General features: G+C 31.9%; 20 protein-coding genes and 1 other RNA gene. 10 read left to right on the top strand and 11 right to left on the bottom strand.

Annotated elements, in window-relative coordinates; all coding sequences use genetic code 11:
- The first annotated feature begins 1 nt into the window (after position 1).
- The 4 genes from PF021_RS03445 to PF021_RS03430 all read left to right on the top strand — a co-directional run bounded on the left by PF021_RS03445 (position 2) and on the right by PF021_RS03430 (position 5107).
- Positions 2 to 646, top strand: a complete 645-nt coding sequence (locus tag PF021_RS03445) for a hypothetical protein (protein ID WP_271021025.1) — start codon at positions 2 to 4, stop codon at positions 644 to 646.
- A gap of 46 nt (positions 647 to 692) precedes the next feature.
- Positions 693 to 2474, top strand: a complete 1782-nt coding sequence (locus PF021_RS03440) for a pyruvate/oxaloacetate carboxyltransferase (RefSeq protein WP_271021024.1) — start codon at positions 693 to 695, stop codon at positions 2472 to 2474.
- 2 nt (positions 2475 to 2476) lie between these two features.
- Positions 2477 to 3721 carry an exodeoxyribonuclease VII large subunit gene (gene xseA, locus PF021_RS03435; RefSeq protein WP_271021023.1) on the top strand — a complete coding sequence of 415 codons (1245 nt, stop codon included), beginning with the start codon at positions 2477 to 2479 and terminating at the stop codon, positions 3719 to 3721.
- Between the two features lie 78 nt (positions 3722 to 3799).
- Positions 3800 to 5107 (top strand): esterase-like activity of phytase family protein, encoded by a 1308-nt coding sequence (locus tag PF021_RS03430; protein ID WP_271021022.1) that lies wholly within the window; start codon positions 3800 to 3802, stop codon positions 5105 to 5107.
- Position 5108: 1 nt separating this feature from the next.
- On the opposite strand, the gene PF021_RS03425 is transcribed toward PF021_RS03430, so the two are convergent.
- The 3 genes from PF021_RS03425 to typA are packed head-to-tail and all read right to left on the bottom strand — an operon-like array spanning position 5109 to position 10653.
- Positions 5109 to 6473 (bottom strand): PhoH family protein, encoded by a 1365-nt coding sequence (locus PF021_RS03425; protein WP_271021021.1) that lies wholly within the window; start codon positions 6471 to 6473, stop codon positions 5109 to 5111.
- The gene (locus PF021_RS03420) at positions 6474 to 8840 is read right to left on the bottom strand and encodes a ribonucleoside-diphosphate reductase subunit alpha (protein ID WP_271021020.1); all 2367 of its coding nucleotides are present in this window, start codon (positions 8838 to 8840) and stop codon (positions 6474 to 6476) included. It abuts the gene before it with no gap.
- 13 nt (positions 8841 to 8853) lie between these two features.
- Positions 8854 to 10653: a translational GTPase TypA gene (gene typA / locus PF021_RS03415; RefSeq protein ID WP_271021019.1), complete on the bottom strand. Its 1800-nt coding sequence runs from the start codon at positions 10651 to 10653 to the stop codon at positions 8854 to 8856.
- A 129-nt stretch (positions 10654 to 10782) separates the two neighbouring features.
- Here typA and PF021_RS03410 point away from each other — a divergent pair, with 129 nt between their 5' ends.
- The 3 genes from PF021_RS03410 to PF021_RS03400 are packed head-to-tail and all read left to right on the top strand — an operon-like array spanning position 10783 to position 16306.
- Entirely contained in the window at positions 10783 to 12798 is a 2016-nt protein-coding gene (locus tag PF021_RS03410) for a flagellar hook-length control protein FliK (RefSeq protein ID WP_271021018.1), read from the top strand.
- A gap of 9 nt (positions 12799 to 12807) precedes the next feature.
- Positions 12808 to 14013, top strand: coding sequence for a flagellar hook assembly protein FlgD (gene flgD / locus PF021_RS03405; RefSeq protein ID WP_271021017.1), 1206 nt, complete (start codon positions 12808 to 12810; stop codon positions 14011 to 14013).
- 16 nt (positions 14014 to 14029) lie between these two features.
- Positions 14030 to 16306, top strand: coding sequence for a flagellar hook-basal body complex protein (locus PF021_RS03400; protein WP_271021016.1), 2277 nt, complete (start codon positions 14030 to 14032; stop codon positions 16304 to 16306).
- A 3-nt stretch (positions 16307 to 16309) separates the two neighbouring features.
- Here PF021_RS03400 and PF021_RS03395 read toward each other — a convergent pair whose 3' ends face one another.
- The 6 genes from PF021_RS03395 to PF021_RS03370 are packed head-to-tail and all read right to left on the bottom strand — an operon-like array spanning position 16310 to position 21392.
- Positions 16310 to 17368: a tyrosine-type recombinase/integrase gene (locus PF021_RS03395; RefSeq protein ID WP_271021015.1), complete on the bottom strand. Its 1059-nt coding sequence runs from the start codon at positions 17366 to 17368 to the stop codon at positions 16310 to 16312.
- 1 nt (position 17369) lies between these two features.
- Positions 17370 to 18272 carry a DUF2156 domain-containing protein gene (locus tag PF021_RS03390; RefSeq protein ID WP_271021014.1) on the bottom strand — a complete coding sequence of 301 codons (903 nt, stop codon included), beginning with the start codon at positions 18270 to 18272 and terminating at the stop codon, positions 17370 to 17372.
- A gap of 39 nt (positions 18273 to 18311) precedes the next feature.
- Positions 18312 to 18563: a hypothetical protein gene (locus tag PF021_RS03385; RefSeq protein ID WP_271021013.1), complete on the bottom strand. Its 252-nt coding sequence runs from the start codon at positions 18561 to 18563 to the stop codon at positions 18312 to 18314.
- Positions 18547 to 18924, bottom strand: coding sequence for a flagellar export chaperone FliS (fliS, locus tag PF021_RS03380; RefSeq protein WP_271021012.1), 378 nt, complete (start codon positions 18922 to 18924; stop codon positions 18547 to 18549). The genes PF021_RS03385 and fliS overlap by 17 nt, the downstream gene beginning before the upstream one ends.
- A gap of 8 nt (positions 18925 to 18932) precedes the next feature.
- Positions 18933 to 21002 carry a flagellar filament capping protein FliD gene (fliD, locus tag PF021_RS03375; RefSeq protein ID WP_271021011.1) on the bottom strand — a complete coding sequence of 690 codons (2070 nt, stop codon included), beginning with the start codon at positions 21000 to 21002 and terminating at the stop codon, positions 18933 to 18935.
- A 15-nt stretch (positions 21003 to 21017) separates the two neighbouring features.
- The gene (locus PF021_RS03370) at positions 21018 to 21392 is read right to left on the bottom strand and encodes a FlaG family protein (RefSeq protein WP_271021010.1); all 375 of its coding nucleotides are present in this window, start codon (positions 21390 to 21392) and stop codon (positions 21018 to 21020) included.
- 157 nt (positions 21393 to 21549) lie between these two features.
- Between PF021_RS03370 and PF021_RS03365 the strand changes: the two genes are divergently transcribed.
- Together PF021_RS03365 and PF021_RS03360 are read left to right on the top strand one after the other, a co-directional pair.
- Positions 21550 to 22011, top strand: coding sequence for an ankyrin repeat domain-containing protein (locus PF021_RS03365; RefSeq protein WP_271021009.1), 462 nt, complete (start codon positions 21550 to 21552; stop codon positions 22009 to 22011).
- A gap of 93 nt (positions 22012 to 22104) precedes the next feature.
- Positions 22105 to 23541 (top strand): catalase, encoded by a 1437-nt coding sequence (locus PF021_RS03360; RefSeq protein WP_271021008.1) that lies wholly within the window; start codon positions 22105 to 22107, stop codon positions 23539 to 23541.
- Between the two features lie 71 nt (positions 23542 to 23612).
- Here PF021_RS03360 and hypE read toward each other — a convergent pair whose 3' ends face one another.
- Positions 23613 to 24617: a hydrogenase expression/formation protein HypE gene (gene hypE / locus PF021_RS03355; protein WP_271021007.1), complete on the bottom strand. Its 1005-nt coding sequence runs from the start codon at positions 24615 to 24617 to the stop codon at positions 23613 to 23615.
- A gap of 18 nt (positions 24618 to 24635) precedes the next feature.
- Positions 24636 to 24963, bottom strand: an RNA gene (rnpB, locus tag PF021_RS03350) — RNase P RNA component class A.
- A gap of 187 nt (positions 24964 to 25150) precedes the next feature.
- Here rnpB and PF021_RS03345 point away from each other — a divergent pair.
- A partial coding sequence (locus PF021_RS03345; protein WP_271021006.1) for a cache domain-containing protein occupies positions 25151 to 26366 on the top strand: 1216 nt, incomplete at its 3' end.

Raw genomic sequence — 26366 nt, 5'->3', positions numbered from 1 at the left:
TATGAATACCTGTGTTATGACTGAAATTAATGAAGCTTTAGAGATTCCAAGACTAAATGACATAACATTGAATGTAATAGATAGTTTTGTAGAAAAGAAGAATCTAAAAAGTGGAAAGTGCAATATTTTTGATGAATTAACAAGTGAAGAGTATATTTTAAAGGGCTGGGAAGCTTTTTGTAGTTTGGTTGATGTTGAAAAGCTTATAAATGGAGAGTTTAAAAAAGCAAGTGAGGAAATAGCAGATATAATAATCCTAAAAGGTGGTCTGTTAAATGGAATCACTCAAACAATACAAAATAAAGATGAGTATAAACCTGTTGCATTTTTCTATGAGATTTCTTTATGGGATGGAGCATATCATAAGCAAAGTTTATTTACTCTGCTTTTTAAAAAGCATAAAAACATTACACTAAAAGATGTTTTTGATGATTTTATGTTGCATTTAGCTAGTGAAGATTTAAATAGCTTTGATAGGGATTCTTATTATGCTATCTTAGATGGAAAGAGAAGCGTTGAAACTCACTTGTTTGAAACATTTGGCAAAGACTATAATTTGAAACTTGATAGAATGTATGGGGTTGGCATATGCAATGAGATTCTATCATATTACAACAGTGCAAAAAGAAAGCACCAACTAGCCTAAAATAAAGCACCCTTTATGATATAATAAATAAAAATGAGGGGTGCAGATGATAAAAATAACAGAAAATAGCCTAAGAGATGGAAATCAATCACTAATAGCTACTCGTTTAAGATTGGAAGATATGATTGAAGCAGCAAAACACTTTGAAGAGGTTGGCTTTCATAGTGTAGAAGTGTGGGGTGGTGCTACTTATGATACTTGCTTGAGATATTTAAAAGAAGATCCGTTTGAGAGATTATCCACTTTAAAAGAAATCTTTAAAATAACTCCAATACAAATGCTACTAAGAGGGCAGAATCTAATAGGATATAGACACTATGCAGATGATGTTGTATGTGAGTTTATAAGGCTTAGTGCCCAGCATGGTGTAGATATTTTTAGGGTTTTTGATGCGTTAAATGATATAAGAAACATCAAAAAAAGTGTAGAGGAAATAAAGAAACAAAACAAACACGCACAAGGTGCTATATGCTACACAACTTCACCTGTTCATAACATTAAAGGATTTGTTGAATTTGGTAAAGAATTAGAAAAAATAGGTTGCGATTCACTTGCTATTAAGGACATGGCTGGATTATTAGAGCCAAATGTCGCATATGAGCTAGTAAAAGCTATAAAAGAAGAGATAAATTTGCCTCTAGCACTTCATACGCATTCCACTGCCGGATTTGCCTTTGCTAGTCATATTAGAGCTATTGAAGCGGGGGTTGATATTGTTGATCTTGCTAATTCTTCTTTTGCTGAAGGAACAAGTCACCCATGTACTCAATCAATGGTAGCTACATTGAGAAATACAAAATGGGATAGTAAATTAGACTTAAAGCCAATGGAGAAGGCAGCAGAGATTCTAAAGAAAAATAGAAGAAAATATAAAAAGTTTGAATCAGAATACAATCAAATTGACACTAGAGTTCTCATAAATCAAATACCCGGTGGTATGATATCTAATATGGCAAATCAACTAAGGGAACAAAATGCACTTGATAAGATGGACGAGGTATTAGAAGAAATTCCTAGTGTGAGGAGGGATTTTGGCTATCCTCCATTAGTTACCCCTTCAAGTCAGATAGTTGGAACTCAAGCAGTGCTAAATGTCCTAACACAAACAAAATATAAAACACTAACTACTGAATCTCAAAACCTAATAAGAGGACTATATGGCAAAACTCCAGCTCCAATTTCTAAAGAATTACTAGAAAAAGTTGAATCTTCTAGCATAATATCAACTAGGCCTGCTGATACTCTAAATGATGAGCTACAAAAGGCTATTGCAGAATCTAAGGATTTTGCAAAGTCTCCTACTGATGTCATCTCATATGCTATGTTTGGTAATATTGCAAAGACATTTTTAGTAGAGAGAAATGAAAATAGACTAGCCCCAGAGGCACTAACTACATTTCAAAGTGATAATGCACCAATGCCAAGAGAGTTTAGAATAAATATGCATGGAGAGACATATAGTGTAAAAGTTGAGGGGAGTGGTGCAAAAGATCAAGCACTTAGGTCGTTTTTTGTAAGAATCGATGGAGAGCTAAAAGAAGTAATAATAGAAAATGAAAATGAAGATAAAATAGAGACACCAAATAGAAAAGATTCATTGCCTCAAGCACACCTAAGAGGACATATAATATCTCACATGCCGGGGAATCTAACAAAAATCAAAGTAAAAGTTGGCGATAAAATAAAAGAAGGCGATGTAGTAGCAATAGTAGAAGCTATGAAGATGGAAAATCAAATACTTGCAACAATAGGTGGCGAAGTGAAAGAAATATACGCTAAAGAAGGACAACAAATAAGTGCGAATTTAGCAATAATGCTAGTAGAGTAGGTATGAAAATCCTTAGCGTAAGTGAATTAAATGAGCAAATTAAGGCTATATTTGAAGAGAGTTTTTATTATGTAAGCGTGTGTGGTGAAGTTAGTAATTGCGTATATCACACAAGTGGACATGTTTATTTCACGCTAAAAGATAAAGATTCGACTGTTAAGTGTGTTATGTTTAAAAGCAATGCTATTAGGCTTAAATTTCAAATAAAAGATGGCAATAGAATTGTTGTATGTGGCTCTCTTGGTGTATATTCCCCAAGGGGCGAGTATCAGATTAATTGTCAGAGTGCTCAAACGCATGGCGTTGGTAACTTACAAGAAGAGTTTTTAAAACTAAAAGATGAATATCAAAAAAAGGGATATTTTGATAATAAAAAGAAGATTCCAAAATATCCTAGAAAAATAATTTTACTAACCTCAAAAACTGGCGATGTAATAAATGATATGAAAATGGTAGCACTTAAAAGAGGATTTGGGGCTAAATTTATTTTAATAAACACAAAGGTGCAGGGCGAAGATGCAAAATGTAGCATAGCCAAGAATATATCTATTGCTGATAGCCTAGAGGCTGACTGCATTATCCTTGCTAGAGGTGGTGGTTCTATTGAGGATTTATGGGCTTTTAATGAAAGAGAAGTAGTTGAGGCTATATTTAATGCTAAAACTCCAATTATCTCTGCAATAGGACATGAGCCAGATTATGTATTAAGCGACTATGTAGCATCTCTAAGGGCACCAACGCCATCTGCTGCAATCTCTATGATAATGCCTGATATTAGTGAAGTTATGATGAATCTAGATTCTATCGCAACTAGATTTAATAGGCATTTTGTAAATTTAATAAATAATAAACAAAAAGATTTAGATACTTATTTAATACGACTAAATGCTTATTCTTTGGATAAATATATAGAAAAGCAGTATCAAAAAATAAACACACTAAAGACCATGCTTGGTTTAAAAATTGCTCATAAAGTAGGCAAATTAGAGAGAAGTCTACCAAGTATTCAAGAGCTAAATGGAATGCTTAAATTAAAAATATCAACATTATCATACAAACTAGAATCCCTAAAGGCAATGCTAGATTCTAAAAATCCAAGCAACATTCAAAAAAAAGGTTATGTATATGCAAAAATAAATAATAAAAGCATAGAAAGCCTAAAAGACATCGAGGTAAATAATACACTAATCTTAGAGGATTTACATGCTTCTTTAGAAGTTGTAGTGAAGTCAAAAAAGCTACTTTGAGATAATTTTTCATTATCTTTAACCTTATTTTACAAACACAATTTACAATCTATTTTAAAATTATTATAAAGGACAATGATGAAAAAGATAGTGTTGTGTGCTACATTATTTAGCACTTTAGTATTAGCTAGAGAATATGAAGCAAATTTAAAAGGTCATATAACAATAGATTCAAAAGCTTATATAAAGCCGCCAAAAGATGCACCAGAGTTTTTTAACACATATGGCAAGTTTGCAAATTTCACAAGAGAGGAAAAAATAGCGTCTTTTGTATCTAAAGGAAATAGGGAGACTGATTATTATCTGCCATTTAACAATCAACCAATACAAGGTCATAGTGGTATTAAGTATGACAAAAATACCGATAGTTATTTTGTATTAACAGATAATGGGCTTGGAAAAAAGCATAACTCATATGATGCAATGCTTTATATGCATAATTTCAAGCTTGACTTTAAAGATTCAAGTTATAAGTTAGTTGAGACTATATTTTTTAATGATAAAAACAAAAAATATAAATATCCAATCACAACTGAAGCAACCAAAGAGAGGTATTTAAGTGGTGCTGATTTTGATTTAGAGAGCTTTCAGATGATTGGTGGTGATTTTTGGGTTGGAGATGAGTTTGGTCCATTTTTATTGCATTTTGATAGAAGTGGCACTTTAAAGGAAGTTTTTGAAGTATATGTTAATAATAAGGAGTTATTAAGCCCAGATAATCCTAAGCTTAAATTTGCAGACCTGCCAGAGGGTAAAAATATGGAGTTTAACATTAAGCGCTCTAGGGGATTTGAAGCTATGGCAAGTTATGGTGATAAGCTTTATTTATTGCTAGAGGGAGGTATTTATAATGGAGATTCTTATGAATCTGTAAATGGAAAAGAGTTTTTAAGAATCATAGAATTTGACACAAAAAGCAAGAAATACACAAATAAGACTTATAAATATTTCCTAGAAGACAAAAGTCATTCTATAGGTGATTTTAATATGATTGATAAGCAATATGGGCTAATAATAGAGCGAGATGGAAAAGAGGGTGTAGCAGATAAGCAATGTATAGGTAAAAACACTGCAAATTGTTTTAATAATGTTGCTAAGTTTAAGAGAATCTATAAAGTAAAGCTAGAAAATGGTGAAGCTAAAAAAATAGGATATATAGATCTGCTAAATATTAATGATAATGATAGAGTGTCTAAAAAACTGCTTGTAAATGGGAGATTTGTTTTTCCATTTGAGACTATAGAGGGAGTAGATATAGTTGATAGCAAACATATAGTAGTAGCAAATGACAATAATTTTCCATATTCTTCAAGTAGAGAATCAAACAAAACAGATGATAATGAATTTATATTACTTGAAGTTTCAGAGTTTTTGAACGCTAAGTAATTTATAAATTATCTTCAAACCAACCTGCAATTTCGCTACGGATAGTATGCTTCAATACTATCCCAGCTATAAAATTATCACACTTAGCCTTTTGTAGTAGGGTGGTTAATCCATTGTGATATTTGTTTAAATATGGGTGGTCTATTTGGTTTATATCTCCTAAAAATACAATCCTAGAATCTTCAGCCATTCTAGTCCCTATAAGCTTGATTGTTGCATTTGAAGCATTTTGAGATTCATCAAAAATTACAAATTTCTTTGCTATGCTAATCCCTCTTGCATGAGCAATATCTAGCACTTCTATATTGTGTTTTTGTAAAAAATATTCTGTGGCTTCTTTGCTAAAGATACTATTAGCTTCACCTCTATATTCTATTTTTTTGGCTAGAGATTCTTTTTGCATTTTTGTTATCATAAAGTTTATGGCACTAAAGAGTGGATACATAAAATAGCTTAACTTTTGATGTTCATCACCTTTTCTAAAACCCAATTCAGCTTCTTTATCATTTGCAGTAATTGTGTTTCTCATATATACTATTCCATCCACTATCCCTTGTTTAAAGAGGCTAATACCAGCTTGCAAAGCCATTAGGGTTTTCCCGCTTCCAGTAGCACCACTGCATATTGTTATTTTGTTGTTTTTATGAGTGAGTAGAGAGTATAGGAATCTTTGTTCTAAATTTATAGGATTTATATATAACTTTTCTTTAGATATTAAATCAAAATCAATTTCGCAAAACTCATTATTAATCTTTAACCCATATCGAATCTTGCCTGTATCATATAGAGATGATTCTGTATTGTCTTGCTCTTTTATTTCTATTAAAGACCAGTTTTTTAGGCAGCAAAAATCATTATCTTTTTCTATATGTTCTTTTGTGTTGTTTTTGTGTATTTTAAAGCTATGAAAAAAATTTAAATCATGCAAAGATTCTGTATTATTATTGCTTAGAGGGTTAGCAGATACTCCACTGCCTAAGGCTTGTATCTTTAATGAAATGTCATTAGTTAGTAATTCTAATTTGTAATCTTTTGCGATTTCTAGGATTCTTGCATCATTTAAACCATAGCTTAAATTATTTGTAGCAAAAGTTTCTCTATTTATTATTTGAATCTTTATTTGCTTATTTTCGTAATCAAAGTAAAAAACATGTATCTTATCTGAATTTATAGGTGATATATTTGCAGATTCATTAATGTAATTTAGCCTTCTAAAAAATTCTCTTGCAAAGTATCCGATTTGATTGTTTAGTTCTTTTTTGGAATCTAGCTCATGTAGAGTTACGCTGGAGATAAAAATATCTCCATTTATTAAAGCTAGATTATTAATATCATCTAAAATAATCGATGTATCAAGTAAAAACACTTATTGACAACCCTCGCACTCTATACTTCTATCCATTGTTTGACTTTCAGAATCCATGCTTTGAGATCTCAGATAATATGTGGATTTTAGCCCTAACTTCCATGCTAGTGTATATATTTCATTGAGATATCTTCCACTTGCTTTATCTATCGTTATAAATATATTTGTGCTTTGTCCTTGGTCCACCCATTTTTGTCTGATTGCTGCTGCTTTTATGATTAGTGTTTGATCTATATCATATGCTGAAGTATAGTAGTTCCAATTATCTAAGCTTAAATTAGGTGCAACAACCGGAATAAGACCACTCAAGTTTTCTTCAAACCACTTTCTCTTATAGATAGGCTCGATAGTTTGAGTTGTGCCAACTAGGATAGAAATAGAGCTAGTAGGTGCAATAGCCATTAAGTATCCATTTCTAATTCCATGAGTTTTTACTTCTTCTCTTAAAGATTCCCAGTCATACACAAACCCAAATAATCCACCTCTATCGACCAGCTTTTTGGCTTCTATATTGGCTTTATCTATTGGGAAGATCCCTTGAGACCATAAAGAGCCAGTAAAGTCATTATAAACACCCTTTTCTTTTGCTAGATTGCAACTAGCATTAATTGTGTTGTAGCTTATTATCTCCATTATCTCATCTATTGTCTCTAGGTGCTTTTGGCTTCCCCATTCAATTTTGTTTTCTGCTAACATTTGTGCTTCACCCATGATTCCAAGACCTATTGCACGATTATTTAGGTTTGTTGTTTTTACTTTTCTGTTTGGATAGAAGTTTAAATCAATAACATTATCTAGCATTCTTACTGCTATTGGTATTACTCTTTCTAAGTCTTCTTTTGTGTGTATTTTTGATAGGTTTATAGACGCTAGATTACACACCGCACTTCTGCCATCTTTTGATTCTCTTTGGGCTATGAATACTCTCTTGCCATTTATGCTATCTGTTGAGCTTATTTTATTTGATGATTTTGTATTTCCACAATCAAGTTTAATTTCCATATTTTCTGGATAGTCTATAAATGTGCCATCTTCAAACTCAACTCTTATAAAGCATTCATTAGGTTCTGTATTTTGAAAGATTTCTGTGCAAAGATTCGAGCTTCTAATAATCCCTGAATGATAGTTTGGATTTGTTCTATTGGCATTATCTTTAAAGCATAAAAATGGAGATCCGACTTCAAAGTAGCTAGTTAGAATCTTTTTCCATAATTCTTTTGCTTTTATTGTTTCTTTTGGGATATTTGGATCATTTTCATATTCTTTGTATCTTGCTTCAAACGCCTCCCCGTGTAAATCTGTCAAATCAGAACAAATAAGAGCATCAAACAAGTTCCACAAACCGTCTTCTGCAACTCTTTTCATAAATAAATCAGGAATCCATAGTGCAGGGAATAAATCGTGTGTTCTCCTTCTTTCTTCGCCACTATTTTTCTTAATATCAACAAAATCGAAAATATCACTATGCCAAGGTTCCAAATACACTGCAATAGCACCTTTTCTAGTACCAAGCTGATCTACTGCTATTGCTATATCATTTGTAATTTTTAAAAATGGTATAACTCCGCCTGCTGCGTTTTTATGTCCATCAATAAAGCTTCCTAAACCTCTAATCTTAGAAAAATCCCAGCCAATTCCACCGCCATATTTACTCAATAGCGCCATTTCTTTATATGAATCAAAAATCCCTTCAATATTATCAGGTGTACTTCCTACATAGCATGAGCTTAGCTGATGTCTTGGGGTTCTAGCATTTGATAGAGTTGGTGTAGCTGCCATTACTTCAAATTTTGATAGCATATCATAAAACTGCTCTGCCCAGTAGTTAGGATCTTTTTCATTTTGTGCTAAAAACATAGCAATGCCCATAAACATATGTTGAGGTAACTCAATTGGTTTTCCTGTTTTATCCTTTAATAAATATCTATCATATAGAGTTTTTATTCCTAGATATGTAAATTGCAAATCTCTTTTTGAATCTATTTTTAGATTTAATCTATCAAGGTTGAATTTTTCTTTCATGCCTTTTATTATTCTATTTTCTCTCTCGCCTAGCTCTAGGTATTCTTTTAAATGCTTATATCCATTAAAGCCATTTACCCTATGGTATAAATCATACAGAAATAATCTAGCAGCAACAAAAGTCCAGTTTGGTGCATCTACATCTATTTTATCTACAGCAGTTTTTGTTAATGTTTGTTGAATCTCTTCTGTAGTTATTTTATCTCTAAATTGTAACTTTGCATCAACTTCTAATTCACTTTGTGAGACACCTTCTAAGCCAACTACAGAATCTTTTGTATATTTTTGTATTTTTGTTATATCTAATGGCTCTATTCTACCATCCCTCTTTATTACCATAAGCATAACAAGCCCTCCCTTATTTATTCTTTCTTTTTCTTTGCGTTGGATCAAGCACTTTTTTTCTTATTCTTATATTTTTTGGAGTTACTTCTAATATCTCATCTTCTTCTATCCATTCTAATGCTCTCTCTAAATTCAAATCCCTAGGTGGAGTTAGCTTTATTGCATCATCGCTTCCACTTGCACGCATGTTAGTTAGGTGTTTTGCTTTTACTGGATTTACATCTAAGTCATTTTCTCTTGAGTGTTCTCCTATAATCATACCTACATATACTTTTGTTTGTGGTGGTATAAATAATACTCCTCTTTCTTGTATATTTCCTAGTGAAAATGGCGTAGCTTCTCCATTTTCCATAGAGATTAATGCTCCATTGTTTCTAGTCTCTACATTACCACTAAATGGACGGAATTCTAAAAAGCTATTATTCATAATCCCTTCACCTTTAGTATCTGTTAAAAACTCGCTTCTATATCCAATTAATCCTCTAGCTGGAATTTCAAACTCTAATCTTGTATATCCTTCACCCATAGGATTCATGGCTTTTAGTTCTGCCTTTCTTCTGCCTAGCTTTTCAATTACACTACCAGAATAATCTTGTGGAGTATCTATTACTAGCATTTCAAAAGGTTCGCATTTTTGTCCATCTATTTCTTTTACAATTACTTCAGGTCTTGAGATACTAAATTCAAAATCTTCCCTTCTTAGATTTTCTGCTAGGATTGTAATTTGCAATTCACCTCTACCGCTTACTTTAAATTTACCTTCTCCAAGCTCTTCTATTTTCATAGCAATATTTGTTTGCATTTCTTTTTCTAATCTTTCTTTTAGCTTGTTTGCCGTTACATGCTTGCCTTCTGTTCCTGCAAAAGGAGAATCATTAACCGCAAAATTAACACTCATAGTAGGTTCTTCTAGGTGCATAGGATCTAGTGGGATAGGATTATTTGGATCAACTATTGAATCTCCAACATTTATAGAATGGAATCCCGCTAAAGCAACTATATCTCCAGCTTGTGCTTCATTAATTTCTGTTCTTGCTAGTCCATAAAATCCTATTAGTTTTGTAATTTTGCCTGTAACTTTTTCTCCATTACTTTTAGCAAGCATTACATTTTCGCCTTTTTTTATCTTGCCATTAAAGATTCTAGCAATTCCGATTTTTCCAACATAATTATCATAATCTAGTGTAAAAATTTGAATTTGAAGTGGGTTTGTAGATTCTCCGCTTGGAAGTGGCACATGCTCTAAAATGGCATCAAATAATGGTTCGAGATTTTTCTTTTCATCATCTAAGTTTTTAATCGCATATCCATCTCTTGCTGCTGCATATACAACTGGAAAATCTAGTTGTTCTTCATTAGCGTCCATAGCAGCAAAGAGATCAAATACTTCATCTACAACCCTATCTGGTTGTGCTGCTGGTTTGTCTATTTTATTTACAACAACAATTGGCTTAATCCCAAGTCCTAGAGCTTTTTTAACCACAAATTTAGTCTGTGGCATAACTCCTTCTTGTGCATCAACTAAAAGCAAAACGCCATCTACCATTTTTAACACCCTCTCAACTTCACCACCAAAATCAGCGTGTCCGGGGGTGTCTATTATGTTTATTTTTGTATCTTTGTATTTTATAGCTGTGTTTTTAGAGAGAATTGTAATACCTCTTTCTTTTTCTATATCATTGCTATCCATAACTCTTTCATCAACTTGCTCATGGCTTGCAAATGTGCCTGATTGACGCAATAGACCATCTACAAGAGTTGTTTTGCCATGATCGACATGTGCTATTACTGCGATATTTCTAATGTTTTGCATAATTTTCCTTGAGGATTTTTCTAAAAAATGTTCGGAATTCTACAATTAATACAATTAAAAAATTTTTAGAATATTTTAGGAATGATATTTGCTTTTTGGTGAATAGTTTTAATTATCAAAGAGGCTTATATGTTTCCATTATTAGATATAGAAAAAACACAAAAACCTAATAAATTATTAAGCAAAAACACTAATGAAACACAAGAAGTAGAAGGCGAGAGTTTTTCTAGTATATTGCATACAACAATTAACGAATCTGATGATAAAACAAATAAAAAATCATCAAAAAAAGATAAAAAAACAACCATAAAAGAAGATGTATCAGACAAAAAAGATCTAAGCAAAGACAAAAAGTCAAAAAATGATGATAAAGAAATTAAAGACAATGAAATAGAAATAAAACTAGATAAAACAATATTAGATAAAACAAAGAACAAAAAAGATTCCAACATTCAAAATGAGCTTGAATCAAAAATTAAAAATATAACAAATACAAAAGAAGTACCTAAAATACAACATAAAGATAAAGAAATAATACTGCCAAAAAACGAAAAGGAGCTTTTAGAATTCACAAAGCAAACTAGCCTCGAATCTAAACGCACAATCAAAGATGTAGTAGATGAAGCAAATAAATTGAAGCTAAATGTAAAAAAGGCTGATATAAAAATATCCACAGAAAGCAAAGGCGCAAAAAGAGAGATCAAGCATGATTTATTACAAGAATCAGTAGAAAAAAACATAACTCTAAAACAAAGTAGCATAGCAATAATTAAAGATTCTAAAATCACACAAGAATCCAAAAAAGAAACAAATATACTAAATAGCATACTTAATGACAAAGAGCTAATAACAAAATCTAACAATAAAGATTCCAAAAAACCCGAAACAAAAAAAGAAATCAAACAAGAAATTATCCTAGAAGAAAAGCCTAAAATTCTTGATATTAAAGATATAAAAGAAAACAAAGATAATACAAAGCCACAAAATAAAGAAACTAAGCTAGAAAACATAGAAATAAAAAATGAAAAAGAAGTAAAGCCAAATAATCCACAAATCAGCAAGGAAACAGATTCTAAGAAAACCAATAAAAATATAGCAAATGAAATAAAAGAAGAAATCAAAACTGAAAAAGTTACAGCAAAAAATACAGAAATACAAGAAATAAAAAATAAGGATACAAAAGAAGCAAAGATTACAGAAACAAAAGAAGCAGAAAAGAATAAAGTAGAAACAAAAGAGGTAAATAACAAGATAGAAAAACAAGTAAATTTAGAATTTCAAAACATGCAAAACAATAAAGAAATAAAAGATAAAAAAGTAGATATAAAGCAAGTTGGCACAGAGATAAAAGGTGAAGTAAAAGCAGATATAAAGAGTGATAATGTGGTTAGTAAAAAGATAAAAAATGACATAAGAAAAGATGAAGGCAAAGTAAGCACAAATAGCCAACAAGACATTCGCCTAACAAATATAATAAAAGAAGAAATAATTAATCCTACATCATTTAAAGAAGTAAATAAGGATACAAAAGAAGCTGATGATTTTTTAAATAATTTATTAAAAACCGAATCTAAAGCAAAACCACAAGAAGAGGTAGTAAGCCAAAATAAAGAAAAAGAAAAACCAAAAGACAAAGAAAAAGTAAGCAATGAAAGCTATCAAGGAAATATACAATCTCAAAAGCAAGATAATTTTGCAATCAAAAATACATTTTTAAATTTTGGTGATAAACTAAAAGAAGCATTGCAACAATACAAGCCACCAATTACAAAAATATCATTGGAGCTAAACCCAGAGAGACTTGGAAGTGTAGAGCTTACAATTACTAAAAGGGGAGATAATATAAGCGTCCAAATAAGCTCGAATCCTCAAGCACTAAAAATGTTTATGCAAAACAAAGAAGAGTTCAAAAAAGAGCTTAGTAATTTGGGATTCAATGATGTTGTGCTTGATTTTAAGGATATAGAAGGCAATTCTTTATTTGGTGGATTTGGAGATTCAAATCCACACCAACATCATCAAAACCCACAAAATAGGGAAGATGAGCAAAAGAGGAACGAAAATGGCTTACAAGCATACAAAGAAGCAGAAGAATCTAGCTTAGAAGTCTCTAGCATGGATTTAAGCTTTTCATATTATGCGTAAGGATTTATCATGGCAATTTCTGGTGTTAATAATTCACTTTATGGTTACAACCCATATGCAACAAATGCGTTTCAGGCTAGTCCTCTAAGCGATAAAATAACTAGAGATGATTCATCTAGTGGTGGTGGCACAAGTTCAGGTAATGGAACAAGCTCTGGAGGAAGCACTGGAAGCGGTGGTGGAACAAGCTCTGGTGGTGGAACAGGCAGTGGAGGAAATACTGGATCTGGAGGAAGCACTGGAAGCGGTGGTGGAACAAGCTCTGGTGGTGGAACAGGCAGTGGAGGAAATACTGGAAGCGGTGGCATAGTAGATCCATTTCCAGATAAGCCAACTAGTGGAAACAAAAATGAGCTAGATAATGAAGCCTTTATGAGACTATTTTTAGAGCAACTAAAAAACCAAGATCCAACTGCACCAATGGAGACACAAGATATCCTAACTCAAACAGCACAGCTAACGCAAGTTGAATCTCAAACAAAAATGAAAGAAGCCATGGAAGAGATGACTTCAGCTATGAAATCTATGCAAGAGACAAATGAAAAAACCATCGAAGCTCAAAACAAGCTGATAGAGACTCAACAAAAAATGCTAGAGACAATGGGGATCTTAGCAGGAAGTATCCAAGATAGCTCAATTATAGGTGGCTATAACACAGTTGGTATGATAGGAAATATAGCAGAAACTCCATTTACAGCATTAAAGGTTGAAAAAAATGAAGAAATTGAATTTGAACTATACTTTGATGAGCCAATAGATCCAACTAAAGGTTCTCCAAAAATAACTATTACAGATAAAGACAATAATGTTATAAAAGAAATTGACCTTGCCGCAAAAGATGAAGAAGGAAATTATATATATGCAGGTAAGTCTGGCTATGTGGAGTTTAAATGGGATACTACAAATAGTAGTGGAGCTTATGTAGGTAATGGAGATTATAATGTAAGGGCTGAATATAATCTAGATGATAAAACAAATAAATACAAAGAAACCCAACTTGGAAGAGGAGAGGTGCAAAGTATTTTATTTGAAGGTGGGGTACCCTATGTGAAGCTTGGAGATAAACTAACCGTGCCTATTATATATGTTACTTCATACTATAAAAAAACAGGCGAAGGAGTTGATTTGCCGGACTTGCCAAAACCAGATGAAAGTGGTGGTGGAACTGGAAGTGGAGGAGATTCGTCTACTGACAAAAAAAGAAGAATAGTCTAGCACATAAGGAGACACTATGATTGGATCACTATATAGCGGTATAAGTGGTATAAAAACACATCAATTTGGTATTGATGTAACATCAAACAATATTGCAAATGTTAATACGACTGGTTTTAGAGCAAATTCACCAGAATTTAAGAGTTTGTTTGCTACTAGCTTGGATTATATAAATGCAAATTCACCAATATCAAATGATTACAACTACGGAACAACAGTTGGTGCAAATCCAATTAACTCAAATGATGGCTCTTATGTTAGTGCTGACGGTCAGTTTAATGTAGCATATAGTGGAAAAGGTTGGTTTGTAGTTGGGACAAACAAAAATGGTACATTTGATGTAAAGAATCAAAACTATCAAAACCAACAAAATTACTTTACAAGAGATGGTTCTTTTAGCCTTGATGCTGAAGGGTATTTGGTAAATTCTAGTGGATTATACATGTATGGTATAAACTTAGGAAAAATAGGTGAAGATGGTGCATTAACAGGCACAAATAATCCAGCACAAGATTATGCAGGACTTGCTGGGTCAAACTTAGAACCACTAAGAATCCCAAAAGACTTATATTATAGACCAACTCTTACTACTGAAGTTGATTTGGCAGTGAATTTAAATAGAACAAAAAATCCAAAACCTATTACTTCAGCATTCAAAGATAAAGATGGAAACTTTGATATGCAAAAGTTTAGAGATTCTGATTTTGGTATTTTTATGGATGGAAGCGGAAAGCCAATAGATGCTAAAAACTTCAAAGATATAAAAATATCAATAGAGCAAGATGGTAAGGTAACAACACATGAATTTATCTATGGCGATACTGGTGAGAATGGATTTAAGACTGTAGGTGAGCTAATTGATAAAATAAAAGAAAAAACCGGACTTGATGTTGGACTAAAGTTAAACGATGAGGGAAATCCCGTTGATTGTTCGCTATATATTACAAATAATAGTATGCAAGATATGGAAATTGACATTAGTGGGAAGTTGGCAGACAAACTTGGAATTAGCGCTAAAGATAAGGACTTAAACTCATCATTTGCAAATTCTATTGAAAGCTTTGGCGAAGGCAAAGAATACAAAGATGGAGAATATGTAAAATATAATGGAATGATTTTTCAAAAAAATGGAGATGGGGTAAGTACTGGTAATCCATTAGAAGATGAGGGTGGGTGGAGTCTTGTTGATTCAAGTGCTGTGCCTAATTATGATAAAGACAAAGAATATAAAGAAAATGATTTAATAGTAATAGATGGAACAATCTATAAAAGAACTGCAGCAGAATTAGGAGTAGATGAAGAAGGTAATCCTCTCCCACCAAATGAAGATGCACAAGGCTGGGAAGCAGTAGGCGAGAGTGTAAGAGGTGAGATTCCTGCTTATGAAGAGGGGAAGAGCTATGATGAAAATAGCTATGTTTTACACAATGGTGTGCTATATAAAAAAATAAATGGTGCTGGTTCTACGAATCCTAGTGAGGATAAGAATGGTTGGAGAGCTATAAATGGAAATTCTATTAGTAGCACAAGCCTAAATGTGCCTTCATATACATCAAATACAGAGATTTTTAGCGATACTGGTGAGAAATTTATTTTAAAAAATGAATTTGTATTAGTAGAGCAGGGAGATAAAGAAGCTGTGCCTCCAATACCAGAGAGATGGGAAGTTAAGACTGCTATTTATGATATGGAAGGCAAGGTTATGATAAGCGATGAAGTTCATACTAGTGAAATCACTTTTGATGCTGAAGGAAGACCTACTGCACCTGCTTTTGACATACCATTTTTAGAAGGAACTATAAATGTAGATTTAACACAAGCAGATGGCAAACCAACAACAAATCACGCATATACAGATTCAGCTATTAAAGCTGAGTGGCAAGATGGTACTGAAGCTGGGCTTATGAAAGATATAATTATAAATGATGATGGTGTGATTATTGTAAATTTTACCAATGGTAAAAATGAACCTATAGGTAGATTTGGACTTGCTGCCTTTGTAAATGATCAAGGATTAAGCAAGGTTGGTGGTAATTTATTTGAGATGAATGTAACTATAAGAAATGGACAGACGATTGTAGTTAGCGGACCACCACTTATGGCATGGAATGAAAATGGCTATGCAAATTTAAAATACGGAAAAGTAATGGATCATATGCTAGAGACAAGCAATGTAGATACAGGTACAGCACTAACTGACTTAATAATCTATCAAAGAGGTTATCAGATGAGCTCTAAAGCTATCTCAACTGCAGATCAGTTAATGCAAGAGGCAATAGGACTTAAGAAATAATTTTTAGATTATTTCTGTTGTTGCTTTTAATTTATTTATATCAAAGTGAGTGTAGATTCTTGAAGTTTCTAAACTTGCATGTCCTAATGCTTCTTGGACTAAGATTAAATCTTGGCTTTTTTGATACAGAAGTGTAGCAAAGGAATGTCTTAGCATATGTGCCCCATTTTTGTCCTTTCTTATACCGCTTGACATTAAAATTGTCTCTACAATTCTGCTTACAAATGCTTGTGTAATCTTTTGACCTTTGTTGTTGCAAAATAGAAATTCACTTTCATTATTTCTTAACTCTAACCATTCTTTTAAGTCATTGTATATATGTTCTTTTTTTATTAGAACCATTCTTTGTTTATTGCCTTTGCCTCTTACTATTATTTTAAGTATATTGTCATTTTCTGGCATGATGTCTTTTGGTTTTAGATTCAAGGCTTCTCCGACACGTATCCCTGTGTATATTATGATTTTTAAAATAAGTCTATTTCGGCTATTGCTATATTTATGCTTAAAGCTAAAAGTATTAATGCTATCTATGAATCTTTTTATTTCATTTTCATTCATGTATGCAGGGAGTTTGTTTCCGCTCTTTCCCCTTAGTCCATTCCAGTTTTTAAGCTCGATTTTAAATGTGTGAGAATTACCATTATCGTCGCTATTTTGTTTATCTATGAATGAAAAAAAATTTATTAATGCCATTCTGTGATTTTTCTTCGAAGCATCAGATAGTGAGCTTGTGTGTATTGTTAGAAATTCTTTTAGTAATTCCTCATCTATATCTTTCATGCTTTCTAATTCTATGGCTAATAAATAATCATATAGTTTTATTAGAGGATTTATATAAGTATTAATCCCAATTATGCCAACATTGCGACATTTCTTACATGCTAAAGATAGAGTTTCTATATCTTTTATACCATTCCTAAAGATATTCATCACTTTTGATATTTCATTTTTATTATTTACTTGATGATTTGATAGACTATTTAGCTTGCTATATGTGTATTTTTCAATCCAAAACAATAGTGTATCTTTGAAGTTGTCTTTAAAGTCAATGAAATATCCCATATTATACCTTTAGCACAGCATCAAATTTCTCTTGCAAATAAAGAGGGTTATATGATTGCTTAGCCTTTCTTAAACCCTCAATCCCTAGATCTTCTTCTCTATTTACGAATTTATAATTACTCCATTTATTGACTAAAAACTCTCTGTTTATTGCTTGATATGCACCTTGATAGTCTATATTTGCCTTTTCTATATGAACTACTATTGTATCTTTATTTAATACTTCAGCGAAACTAAATGCAATGATTTCTCCATCTACACGCAAGATACCACCTGTAAATTTAAGAATTTCCATTTCTTTTAGAGATTCTATTATTCCTATGTATTCATTCTTTAATCCATCGCTTGCTGTATCGCTTATCTTGCCAAACCAATTTTTATACACTTCAATTACTTCATCTTTATTACTTGAATTTATATCTTCGTATGTAAAGTTGTATCTTTCGTTGAATCTATTTATATGAGTTTTTTTCTTATGAAATTTCTTTCCTTTTAGTTCTATTAGCTCTTCTATTGAGTAAATATAATCGCTTCTATCCTCTCTAAAAATATATGAAAAAGTATTTGGAAGAATAGATTCTAACTCCTCTTTATCAACATTACTTAAAGAATGTATGGAAAACACAAAACCTTTTGCATGACATATTTCCATTAATTCTAGGATTGTTTTTTTGATTTTTTCTTTATTGTTTTTTTTGTGTATAGGATAGAATATAAATGGAGTTTGATTTGGATATTGCGTCTTTATAATCAAGCAATCATTTAATATACAATAGCTTATATGTCTAGAATAATGCCATAAATAAAGATTCGTAAAATTAATATCAGATACCAAAATTTCTTTGGTGTTTATAAATTCATTTATAATGTCTCTATCTTGTATGTCAAGTGGTTTCCATTGCATAATATACCTTTTAAAAAAGATATATTTTATTATAGCTTATCAAAAAGAGATATTAAGCCTATGAGAAGTTTCTTGTTTTGGTAAAAATTGCTTAGTTTGCTTAAGCTTTCGCATTTCATTAGTTAGTTTGTTTTTTTCTTCTTTTGCATAGTTAGTTATTTCTTCAAATATAGCCAACGCCTCAAACATTTCATCTCTAGTTTTAAGAGTTGGCAAATTATCTAACAATTCATTAATTTTATTGTCATTTTTATTTAAAAATGCTACTTTTAATTCATTGAGCCAATTCATGATTTACTTCCTTCCAAGCTTCTAATAACCCTTTGGTAACTTTAATTACTATGTCTATTTTCTCTTTATTGTTTTCCATATTTGCTTGGGTTAATAACTTTATTTGATGTGTGTATAGCCCAGTTAAATAATGTGCTACCTGACCACCTTTTTCATAATCTAGTGAATTTAGTAATTCTACAAAAATGTCAGTAGTTCGATTTATATAATAGATTTTTTTCTCTATATCGCCAGAATCTATGCATCTCTTAGCCATTGAAGAGAATCTCAAAATCCCTTCATATAGCATTTCAACCAATCTGGCTGGAGATTCAACTGCAACAGAATTTTGTTGATATGAGTTATAAGCTGCACCATTCATTTTTTATCCTAGTTACTATTATTCATTTGATTTATCATATTTGCTACTGCATTTCCTGCTTGATTTGTCTTAGCTATCATCGTATCATATACAGACCACTTAGCAGCCATAATTTCATATCTACTATCTATATATGCTTGTGTAGAAGTTAGATCCTCTCGTAATGATTTTTGCTCATTTATTAAGTTTTGCTCTAAAATCTTTAAGGTAGAATTACTGCCACTAATTAACGAATCCATAGTGCTTTTTAGCTTTGTAAATACACCTTCTTTTTCTGTGTCTACACCATTTACTTTAACAGTTCCACCTCTAAAGAATTCTATTGCTTTATCGGGATCTTCTTTAAAAGCAGTCTCAAACTTGCTAGAATCTATAGATAAAGTCCCATTTTCATTCATTGTAATACCAAATTTCACAAGACTATTTTTATCGGCATCAGTAGAGTTTATAAGAGAATTTAGTTCCCTTGTAATACTTCTTACTTCGCTATTACCATTAAATACTCCAGCTACCTTTGTCTCTTCATCATATTTAGTTAGCTCTTGAATCTTTAGTATTAAAGCATTGTAATTCTCTACAAATGCCTTTGCTTCATCTAAAACTGCCTTATCATCTCTTGAGATTCTAACTGTTACTTCTTCGTCTTCTTTTGTTACATTTGTAAGCTCAAGTGTAAGACCAGATATTACATCATCAACCACATTTTTATCTCTCTCTACCTTTATACCATTATATGTAAAGATAGCATTTTGTGCATTTTGGATACTTGTTATATCCATTTTTTCTAGAAAACTTTGAGATGAAGTATAGTTACCACTGCTTAATCCAATTGACGATAATACTTTTGACTTTGCATCATCATCAGCACCTTCAGCAGCTACACGAATCGAGCTTCCATCTGTGGAATTTAGCACAAGCTTCCCATCTCTTACTTCTGCTTTTATCTTTGTGCTATCTGTCTTTGCATTTATTGCATCTGCAATTTTTTGTGCATTATCCTTTCCATTTGAACCTTTTAATATCTTACCTAAATCAAACTTTTCTCCATTTAGAGTAAATACACCACTTAAACCAGTGTTTGTGCTAACAGGAGAACCAACAACCAAATCTCTACTTCCAGCTTCTTTTTTGGAGAATCCAAGATCAGTGTCAGTATCACTAACACCCTCTGCACTCTGGACTTTTATGTTCTCTGTGGTAATTTTAATATGCCCACCTTTAGCATCATTTAGCATGAGTCCTTTGCCATCTTTATTTAAATCAATAGTAATTTCGCCACTATCTATTTTTTTCTTTAATTCTGCATTTTCTGGTTTTTCAAGCTCTTTGTTTATTGCTTCCATAACCGCACTTGCATTTTGTTCAGAAGTATTACCTAGCTTACTATTTATTTTAGACATATCTATATTTAGCTCATGTCCGCCAATTTCTATTTTTAAATTACCGCTTTTGATATGTCCTCCGGGCATTGCTGCACCTTCTAGAGTTGTTCCAAAATATATCTTGTTGTCTTTACCAGTGTTTTTTGATTGTATCATTAGTTGATATGGCTCATCTCCACCAGTTTTCATAATGACACCTAGAACTTCTCCGCCAGTTGCATCAGTAATGCTTTGTGCAACATCGCTTAAAGTAGCTCCCGCCTTTACATCTATATTGTATTCTGTGCCATTGTGATAAAAGTTTATAGTGGTATTATCATTACTGAATACGCTGTCTCTATCTTTAAACTTTAAGCCAACTTGATTTACATCATTTTGTGCTAGTTGCGATACATTAAGCTTTATATCTTGGACAGCTAATCCTTCTCCAGCGGTAGCCTTAATACCATTCCCTTCAACATTTGCTTGTCTTTTTTGAAATGTGCTATAATCAGAGAGTGTCCTAAAGTTTGAATTTAGAGAGCTCATAAGTGACATTAAAGAAGTAAGCTCTGTTTGTTGTTGCAGATTGCTTTGTAACTTTGTTTGAATCGGTGTTAGTTGGTTTTTTATATCTAATTCTTTCATTTGATTTATGGTATCCCAAGTTAAAACACCACTACCAACACCCAATGAAGCCAATGAACCTAATGCCATAATGTCCTCCTAGTATTAAGCTTGTTTGTCAAAAATCATACCAACGACTTCTTTCATTTTTGCCATTAGTTCCATAGCTTCGTCGCTTGGTATTTTTCTTATTACTCTATTTGTATCTCTTTCACTAACTGTTACATACAAACCTTCTATATCTTCATTAAAGCTAAATGTAACATTAGTGTTTAAAGGATTTAGCTCTTTATTTAGCTGTTGAGCTAATTCATTTAATTTTTTCTTTTGCTCTTCAATATCTTGCTTTTCTTTTAGTTCTTCCAACTCCGTTTGTTGCGCTTTAAGATTCGAAGTTTTAGCACTACTAGTATTATCATAGTTATTTGAAGCACTAGCAATATTTATTCCACTTTGAACATTTGTCTGTTTCACTTCCATAGCAATCTCCTTATTGTCTATATAAGCTGTATAGCTTTCATATCGGATATTTTACAAAAAAAATTATACAAATAATAAAAAAATATTAAAATCCAAATTTATTAATAGCATTTTTATATAATCAGCTCTAAATAATGCTTGATTTTAAAGGAATAATATGAAATTGACACTAGAAGAAGAAAAAAAGTTAGAAGAATTACTTCAAAGCTCCTTTGATTTTGCAAGAAACAATGATATTGAATCTTTAAAAATACTTTTAGATTCTGGATTAAATGTAAATTTATCAAATCATAAAGGAAATACACTGTTAATGTTAGCAGCTTACAACAATTCTATTGAATGTGCAAAGCTATTATTAGAGCGTGGAGCAGAGGTCGATAAAAGAAATGACAAAAATCAAACACCACTTGCTGGAGTGTGTTTTAAAGGTTACTATGATATGGCAAAGCTACTTATAGAATGTGGTGCAGATGTAGATTCTGATAATGGTATGGGGCTTACTCCACTTAATTGTGCGATTATTTTTAGAAGAAAAGAAATAGTCACTCTATTGCTAAAACATAGCAAGAAAAAGATGAGTTTTATGCAAAAAATGGGATTAAAATTGCTAGGTAAATAAGTTTTAAATGATTTGTTATTAATAAAATTTTTCTTTAAGTAAAAAATAGCAATAATTATCACTTAATAATAATCTATTGTTTAAGGAGATACTATGAGTAAAAAACTTACAACCGCAACAGGCACACCAATAGGTGACAATCAAAATTCAATCACAGCAGGAAAAAGAGGTCCTACACTTCTTCAAGATACTTGGCTACTAGAAAAGTTGGCACATTTTGATAGAGAAAGAATTCCAGAACGTGTGGTTCATGCCAAAGGAAGCGCGGCTTATGGAGAGCTAACAATCACAAATGACATCACGCAATATTCAAAAGCTAAAATTTTTGAAAAAGTAGGCAAGAAAACTAAAGCATTTTTGAGATTTTCAACTGTGGCAGGTGAGAGAGGTGCAGCTGATGCAGAAAGGGATGTAAGAGGATTTGCACTCAAATTCTATACAGAAGAGGGTAATTGGGATATAGTAGGAAATAATACTCCGGTATTCTTTATAAAAGACGCTATTAAATTCCCTGATTTTATCCATACACAAAAACGAGATCCAAAAACAAACCTAAGAAGTGCTACTGCTGCATGGGATTTTTGGAGTTTGCACCCAGAATCTTTGCATCAAGTAACAATTTTAATGAGTGATAGAGGAATTCCAAGAAGTTATAGAGAAATGCACGGATTTGGGAGCCATACTTATAGCTTTTTAAATGCTAAAAATGAGCGATTTTGGGTTAAATTCCACTTTAAGAGTATGCAAGGAATCCACAATCTAACAAATAAAGAAGCAGAAGAAATAATAGCACAAGATAGAGAATCTCACCAAAAAGATCTATTTGAGAACATAGAAAAAGGTAATTTTCCAAAGTGGAGATTCTGTGTGCAAATAATGCCTGAAAAAGATGCCGAAACTTACAGATTCAACCCATTTGATCTTACAAAAGTATGGAGTCATAAAGATTATCCATTAATTGAAGTTGGGATCTTAGAGCTTAATAAAAACCCAGAAAACTATTTTGCAGAAGTAGAACAAGCAGCATTTAACCCTGCAAATATCGTGCCAGGAGTTGGATATAGCCCTGATAAAATGCTTCAAGGAAGATTATTTAGCTATGGTGATACACAACGATATAGACTTGGAATCAATCACTCTCAACTCCCAGTAAATGCAAGTATAGCTCCTGTATCTACGACACATAGAGATGGATATATGCAAATGGGTAAATTTGGTGGAGAGAGAAACTATAATCCAAGCTACTATAATGACTATAGTGAAGATTCAAATGCTATTGAGCCACCATTGCACATAAAAGAGGGTGATGTGATGATGAAATATAATCACAGAGAATACGAAGATGATTATTATGTGCAAGCAGGGGATTTATATCGCCTTATGAATGCAGAGCAAAAAGAAGCACTATGCCAAAACATCAAAGAAGCAATGGAAGGTGTGCCAGTAGAAATACAAAAACGCCAACTAGAGCACTTCAAAAAAGCAGATGAAAACTATGGCAAGAGGGTAGCAGAACTTTTGAGTCTATAATTCTTCAAGCAAGATGATTGCTTGGAGAAGCTTTTGGGCTCTAGCAACCTTATTTTTTACCAGTTTATACCCTAGCAAATTCTAGGCAATAGTTCTCCGCTTGGATATTCTAAATATCTTTTTGCACCATACGAAGTTTTAAATATCACTTGTTTTTTGTTTTCATTAGTTGTTTGTCCTATGATTTGTGCATTTTGTCCCAACTTACTATTTCTTAGAATCTCTAGTGTTTTTAATTCATCTTTTTTACTTACGCATAACACACACATACCTTCATTAGCAAGATTGCATGCTTCAAAACCTAGCATTTCACATATGCCTCTTACTTCATTTTTGATAGGTAATTTTTCCTCATTAATTTCTATACCTACATTTGAGGAGTTTGCCCATTCATTTAGCACACTAGCTATTCCACCCCTAGTGGAATCTCTTAGTGCATAAATGTTTATATTTTCTGTAAATAAAGATTCGAGCATTGGATATAAGAATGCACAATCGCTTTGTAAATTGGAATTTATTTCTATTTCTTCTCTTTTTGAGAATATAACTGCTCCATGATCTCCTATTGTTCCACTTACAATAATTGAGCAATCACTCTGCAGTGAGAAAGCACTTAAATTTGGATATACAATCTCACCAATAGCAGTAGTAGTTATAAACATCTTATCTATTGTGCCTTTTGGCAACACTTTTGTATCGCCCGAAATTAATTTAACATTGCATTCTTTAATTGCAGCAGAAAAAGATATTACAATTTTCTCTAACTCTTCAAACAAGAAACCTTCTTCAATCATAAAGCTAGCTGTTATATATTGTGGCTTTGCACCCATCATTGATACATCATTACAGCTACCATAAATAGATAATTTACCTATATCGCCACCTTCAAAAAATATAGGAGATATTGTATATCCATCTGTGCTAACTGCAAGTTTTGAACTAGATTCAAATACTCCAGCATCTTCTCCACCACATATAACCAAGTCTTGCAAATGTTTATAGAAAATATCGTTTATAAGTTTTTGAGACTCTACTCCACCACTACCATGAGATAATTGGACACTTTGCATTTTCATAACATTCCTAATAAAATAAAATTAGGTGTAGCTATAAGCCGAGTTCTGTTTTTGTGGTTATTTGTCTTGTTTTTATCTCACAATAAAAATCTAGCGAAGGATTCTAAAATTTGGGATTTTAACCATATCCTTCTTGCTGCAGATTGGGTTTGCACTGACAAAGATGTATTACTACACTTCCGGTAAGCTCTTACCTTACCATTTCACCCTTGCTAAATATGCTAAATAGCGGTTTAATTTCTGTTGCACTTTCCCTTAGATTGCTCTAGCCATTTGTTAAATGGAATCTTATCCCAAAGCAGCTCGGACTTTCCTCTTTATAAAAAGCAACCACTCGCTACACCTGTGTAATTTTATCCTAAAAAATAAAAAATAGTTTTTATTTATAGTATAATGTTTATCGAAAAATATTTTATTATTGTAAATATTTTCCTTTACAATTCATTGTGTTATTGATGTAAATCATAATATTCAAGATACACAATAGTTAAAGTTTTTTAGTAAATTTTTTATTTTTTTAGAAAGGATTACTAATGTTTAGGAATTTTAGTTTGGGCACAAAAATTATAGCCATAGTTAGCTTATCTATAATTTTTGGTATTTCCATATTAGTTGGATTTGTTATCTTTAGAACTTCGAATACATTAGAATTAGAAGCTGAAAAATTGCTAAATTCGGCTAGCAATAGGTATGCAAATGGAATACAAGCTATTTCGCAAAATGTTTATTCTGGTCTAATTTCATTACAAGGCAATGTAAAAGGAATGTATCAACTCCACGGTAAAGTCGATATTGAAGATTTAAGAATGTTCTTAGAAAATGTGTTAGATACTAACTCTTGGACTTCTTATGGTTACATACATATGGTTGATAGAAATCAATACTCTGATGGCAATCCACTTTATTATACAAAAAATGGCGATTTTATTATGGTTCTTTCAGATGCTAACCCTACTTCTAAAGGTGGAGTGAAAGCTGTAAATGCAGAACCTGCTATATTGAGTTGGAATTCTGCCAAGAGAGCTTTACAAGATAAGCAAGAAAGTGCTGGAACCCCAGGAGATATACGCATTTCTGGCGATACAGTAGTTGGTTATACCGTAACAGTACCACTTTTTGATAACAAAGACAAAGTAATAGGATTTGTAGGTGTTGTTGTTAGAATAGATTTACTAAGAGATGAGTTAAATCATCCTTCAAAATCTTTGTATAAAAATGACCAAAGATTATTGATAGCAGACAATGGTTTAATTGCCTCAAGTCCAAAGTCAGAATTTATTGGAAAAATAATATCAGAAGTAAATCCTCATCCTAGTTCTAGCAAAATAGTAGAGATGCAAAAAAATAAAGAAAATGGAATATTTACATTCGTTCCAGCTAGTACTGGAGAAAAGAACATAGCACAACTTTTTAATTTTGATCTATGGGGGAATTCTTCTCAATATTGGAGCATGGTTATAATAGCACCAGAAACTTCTGTTTCCAAACCTTTGTATGATCTAGTATATACTATATTAATTGTATCTGTTGCCATATTATTAGCGGTTATAATCATAATTTATTTTTATGTTAAATATGGAATAAGTGATAGATTATTTAGATTGCAAAATACATTATTTGATTTTTTTAAGTATGTTAATCATGAAACTAAAAATGTTTCATTAAGTAAAGATATAACATCTAATGATGAATTTGGTTCTATGGCTAAAGCCATAAATGATAATATACAAAGAACTCAAAATGCTCTAA

Source organism: Helicobacter ibis, assembly GCF_027859255.1.
GTDB classification, from domain to species: Bacteria; Campylobacterota; Campylobacteria; order Campylobacterales; family Helicobacteraceae; genus Helicobacter_D; species Helicobacter_D ibis.
This window is presented reverse-complemented; position numbering and strand designations above follow the sequence as displayed.

Coding starts and splice junctions, on each gene's coding strand:
- PF021_RS03445 (WP_271021025.1), top strand. CDS start 2: ATGAATACCTGTGTTATGACTGAAATTAATGAAGCTTTAGAGATTCCA.
- PF021_RS03440 (WP_271021024.1), top strand. CDS start 693: ATGATAAAAATAACAGAAAATAGCCTAAGAGATGGAAATCAATCACTA.
- xseA (WP_271021023.1), top strand. CDS start 2,477: ATGAAAATCCTTAGCGTAAGTGAATTAAATGAGCAAATTAAGGCTATA.
- PF021_RS03430 (WP_271021022.1), top strand. CDS start 3,800: ATGAAAAAGATAGTGTTGTGTGCTACATTATTTAGCACTTTAGTATTA.
- PF021_RS03420 (WP_271021020.1), bottom strand. CDS start 8,840: ATGCTTATGGTAATAAAGAGGGATGGTAGAATAGAGCCATTAGATATA.
- typA (WP_271021019.1), bottom strand. CDS start 10,653: ATGCAAAACATTAGAAATATCGCAGTAATAGCACATGTCGATCATGGC.
- PF021_RS03410 (WP_271021018.1), top strand. CDS start 10,783: ATGTTTCCATTATTAGATATAGAAAAAACACAAAAACCTAATAAATTA.
- flgD (WP_271021017.1), top strand. CDS start 12,808: ATGGCAATTTCTGGTGTTAATAATTCACTTTATGGTTACAACCCATAT.
- PF021_RS03400 (WP_271021016.1), top strand. CDS start 14,030: ATGATTGGATCACTATATAGCGGTATAAGTGGTATAAAAACACATCAA.
- PF021_RS03395 (WP_271021015.1), bottom strand. CDS start 17,368: ATGGGATATTTCATTGACTTTAAAGACAACTTCAAAGATACACTATTG.
- PF021_RS03390 (WP_271021014.1), bottom strand. CDS start 18,272: ATGCAATGGAAACCACTTGACATACAAGATAGAGACATTATAAATGAA.
- PF021_RS03385 (WP_271021013.1), bottom strand. CDS start 18,563: ATGAATTGGCTCAATGAATTAAAAGTAGCATTTTTAAATAAAAATGAC.
- fliS (WP_271021012.1), bottom strand. CDS start 18,924: ATGAATGGTGCAGCTTATAACTCATATCAACAAAATTCTGTTGCAGTT.
- fliD (WP_271021011.1), bottom strand. CDS start 21,002: ATGGCATTAGGTTCATTGGCTTCATTGGGTGTTGGTAGTGGTGTTTTA.
- PF021_RS03370 (WP_271021010.1), bottom strand. CDS start 21,392: ATGGAAGTGAAACAGACAAATGTTCAAAGTGGAATAAATATTGCTAGT.
- PF021_RS03365 (WP_271021009.1), top strand. CDS start 21,550: ATGAAATTGACACTAGAAGAAGAAAAAAAGTTAGAAGAATTACTTCAA.
- PF021_RS03360 (WP_271021008.1), top strand. CDS start 22,105: ATGAGTAAAAAACTTACAACCGCAACAGGCACACCAATAGGTGACAAT.
- hypE (WP_271021007.1), bottom strand. CDS start 24,617: ATGAAAATGCAAAGTGTCCAATTATCTCATGGTAGTGGTGGAGTAGAG.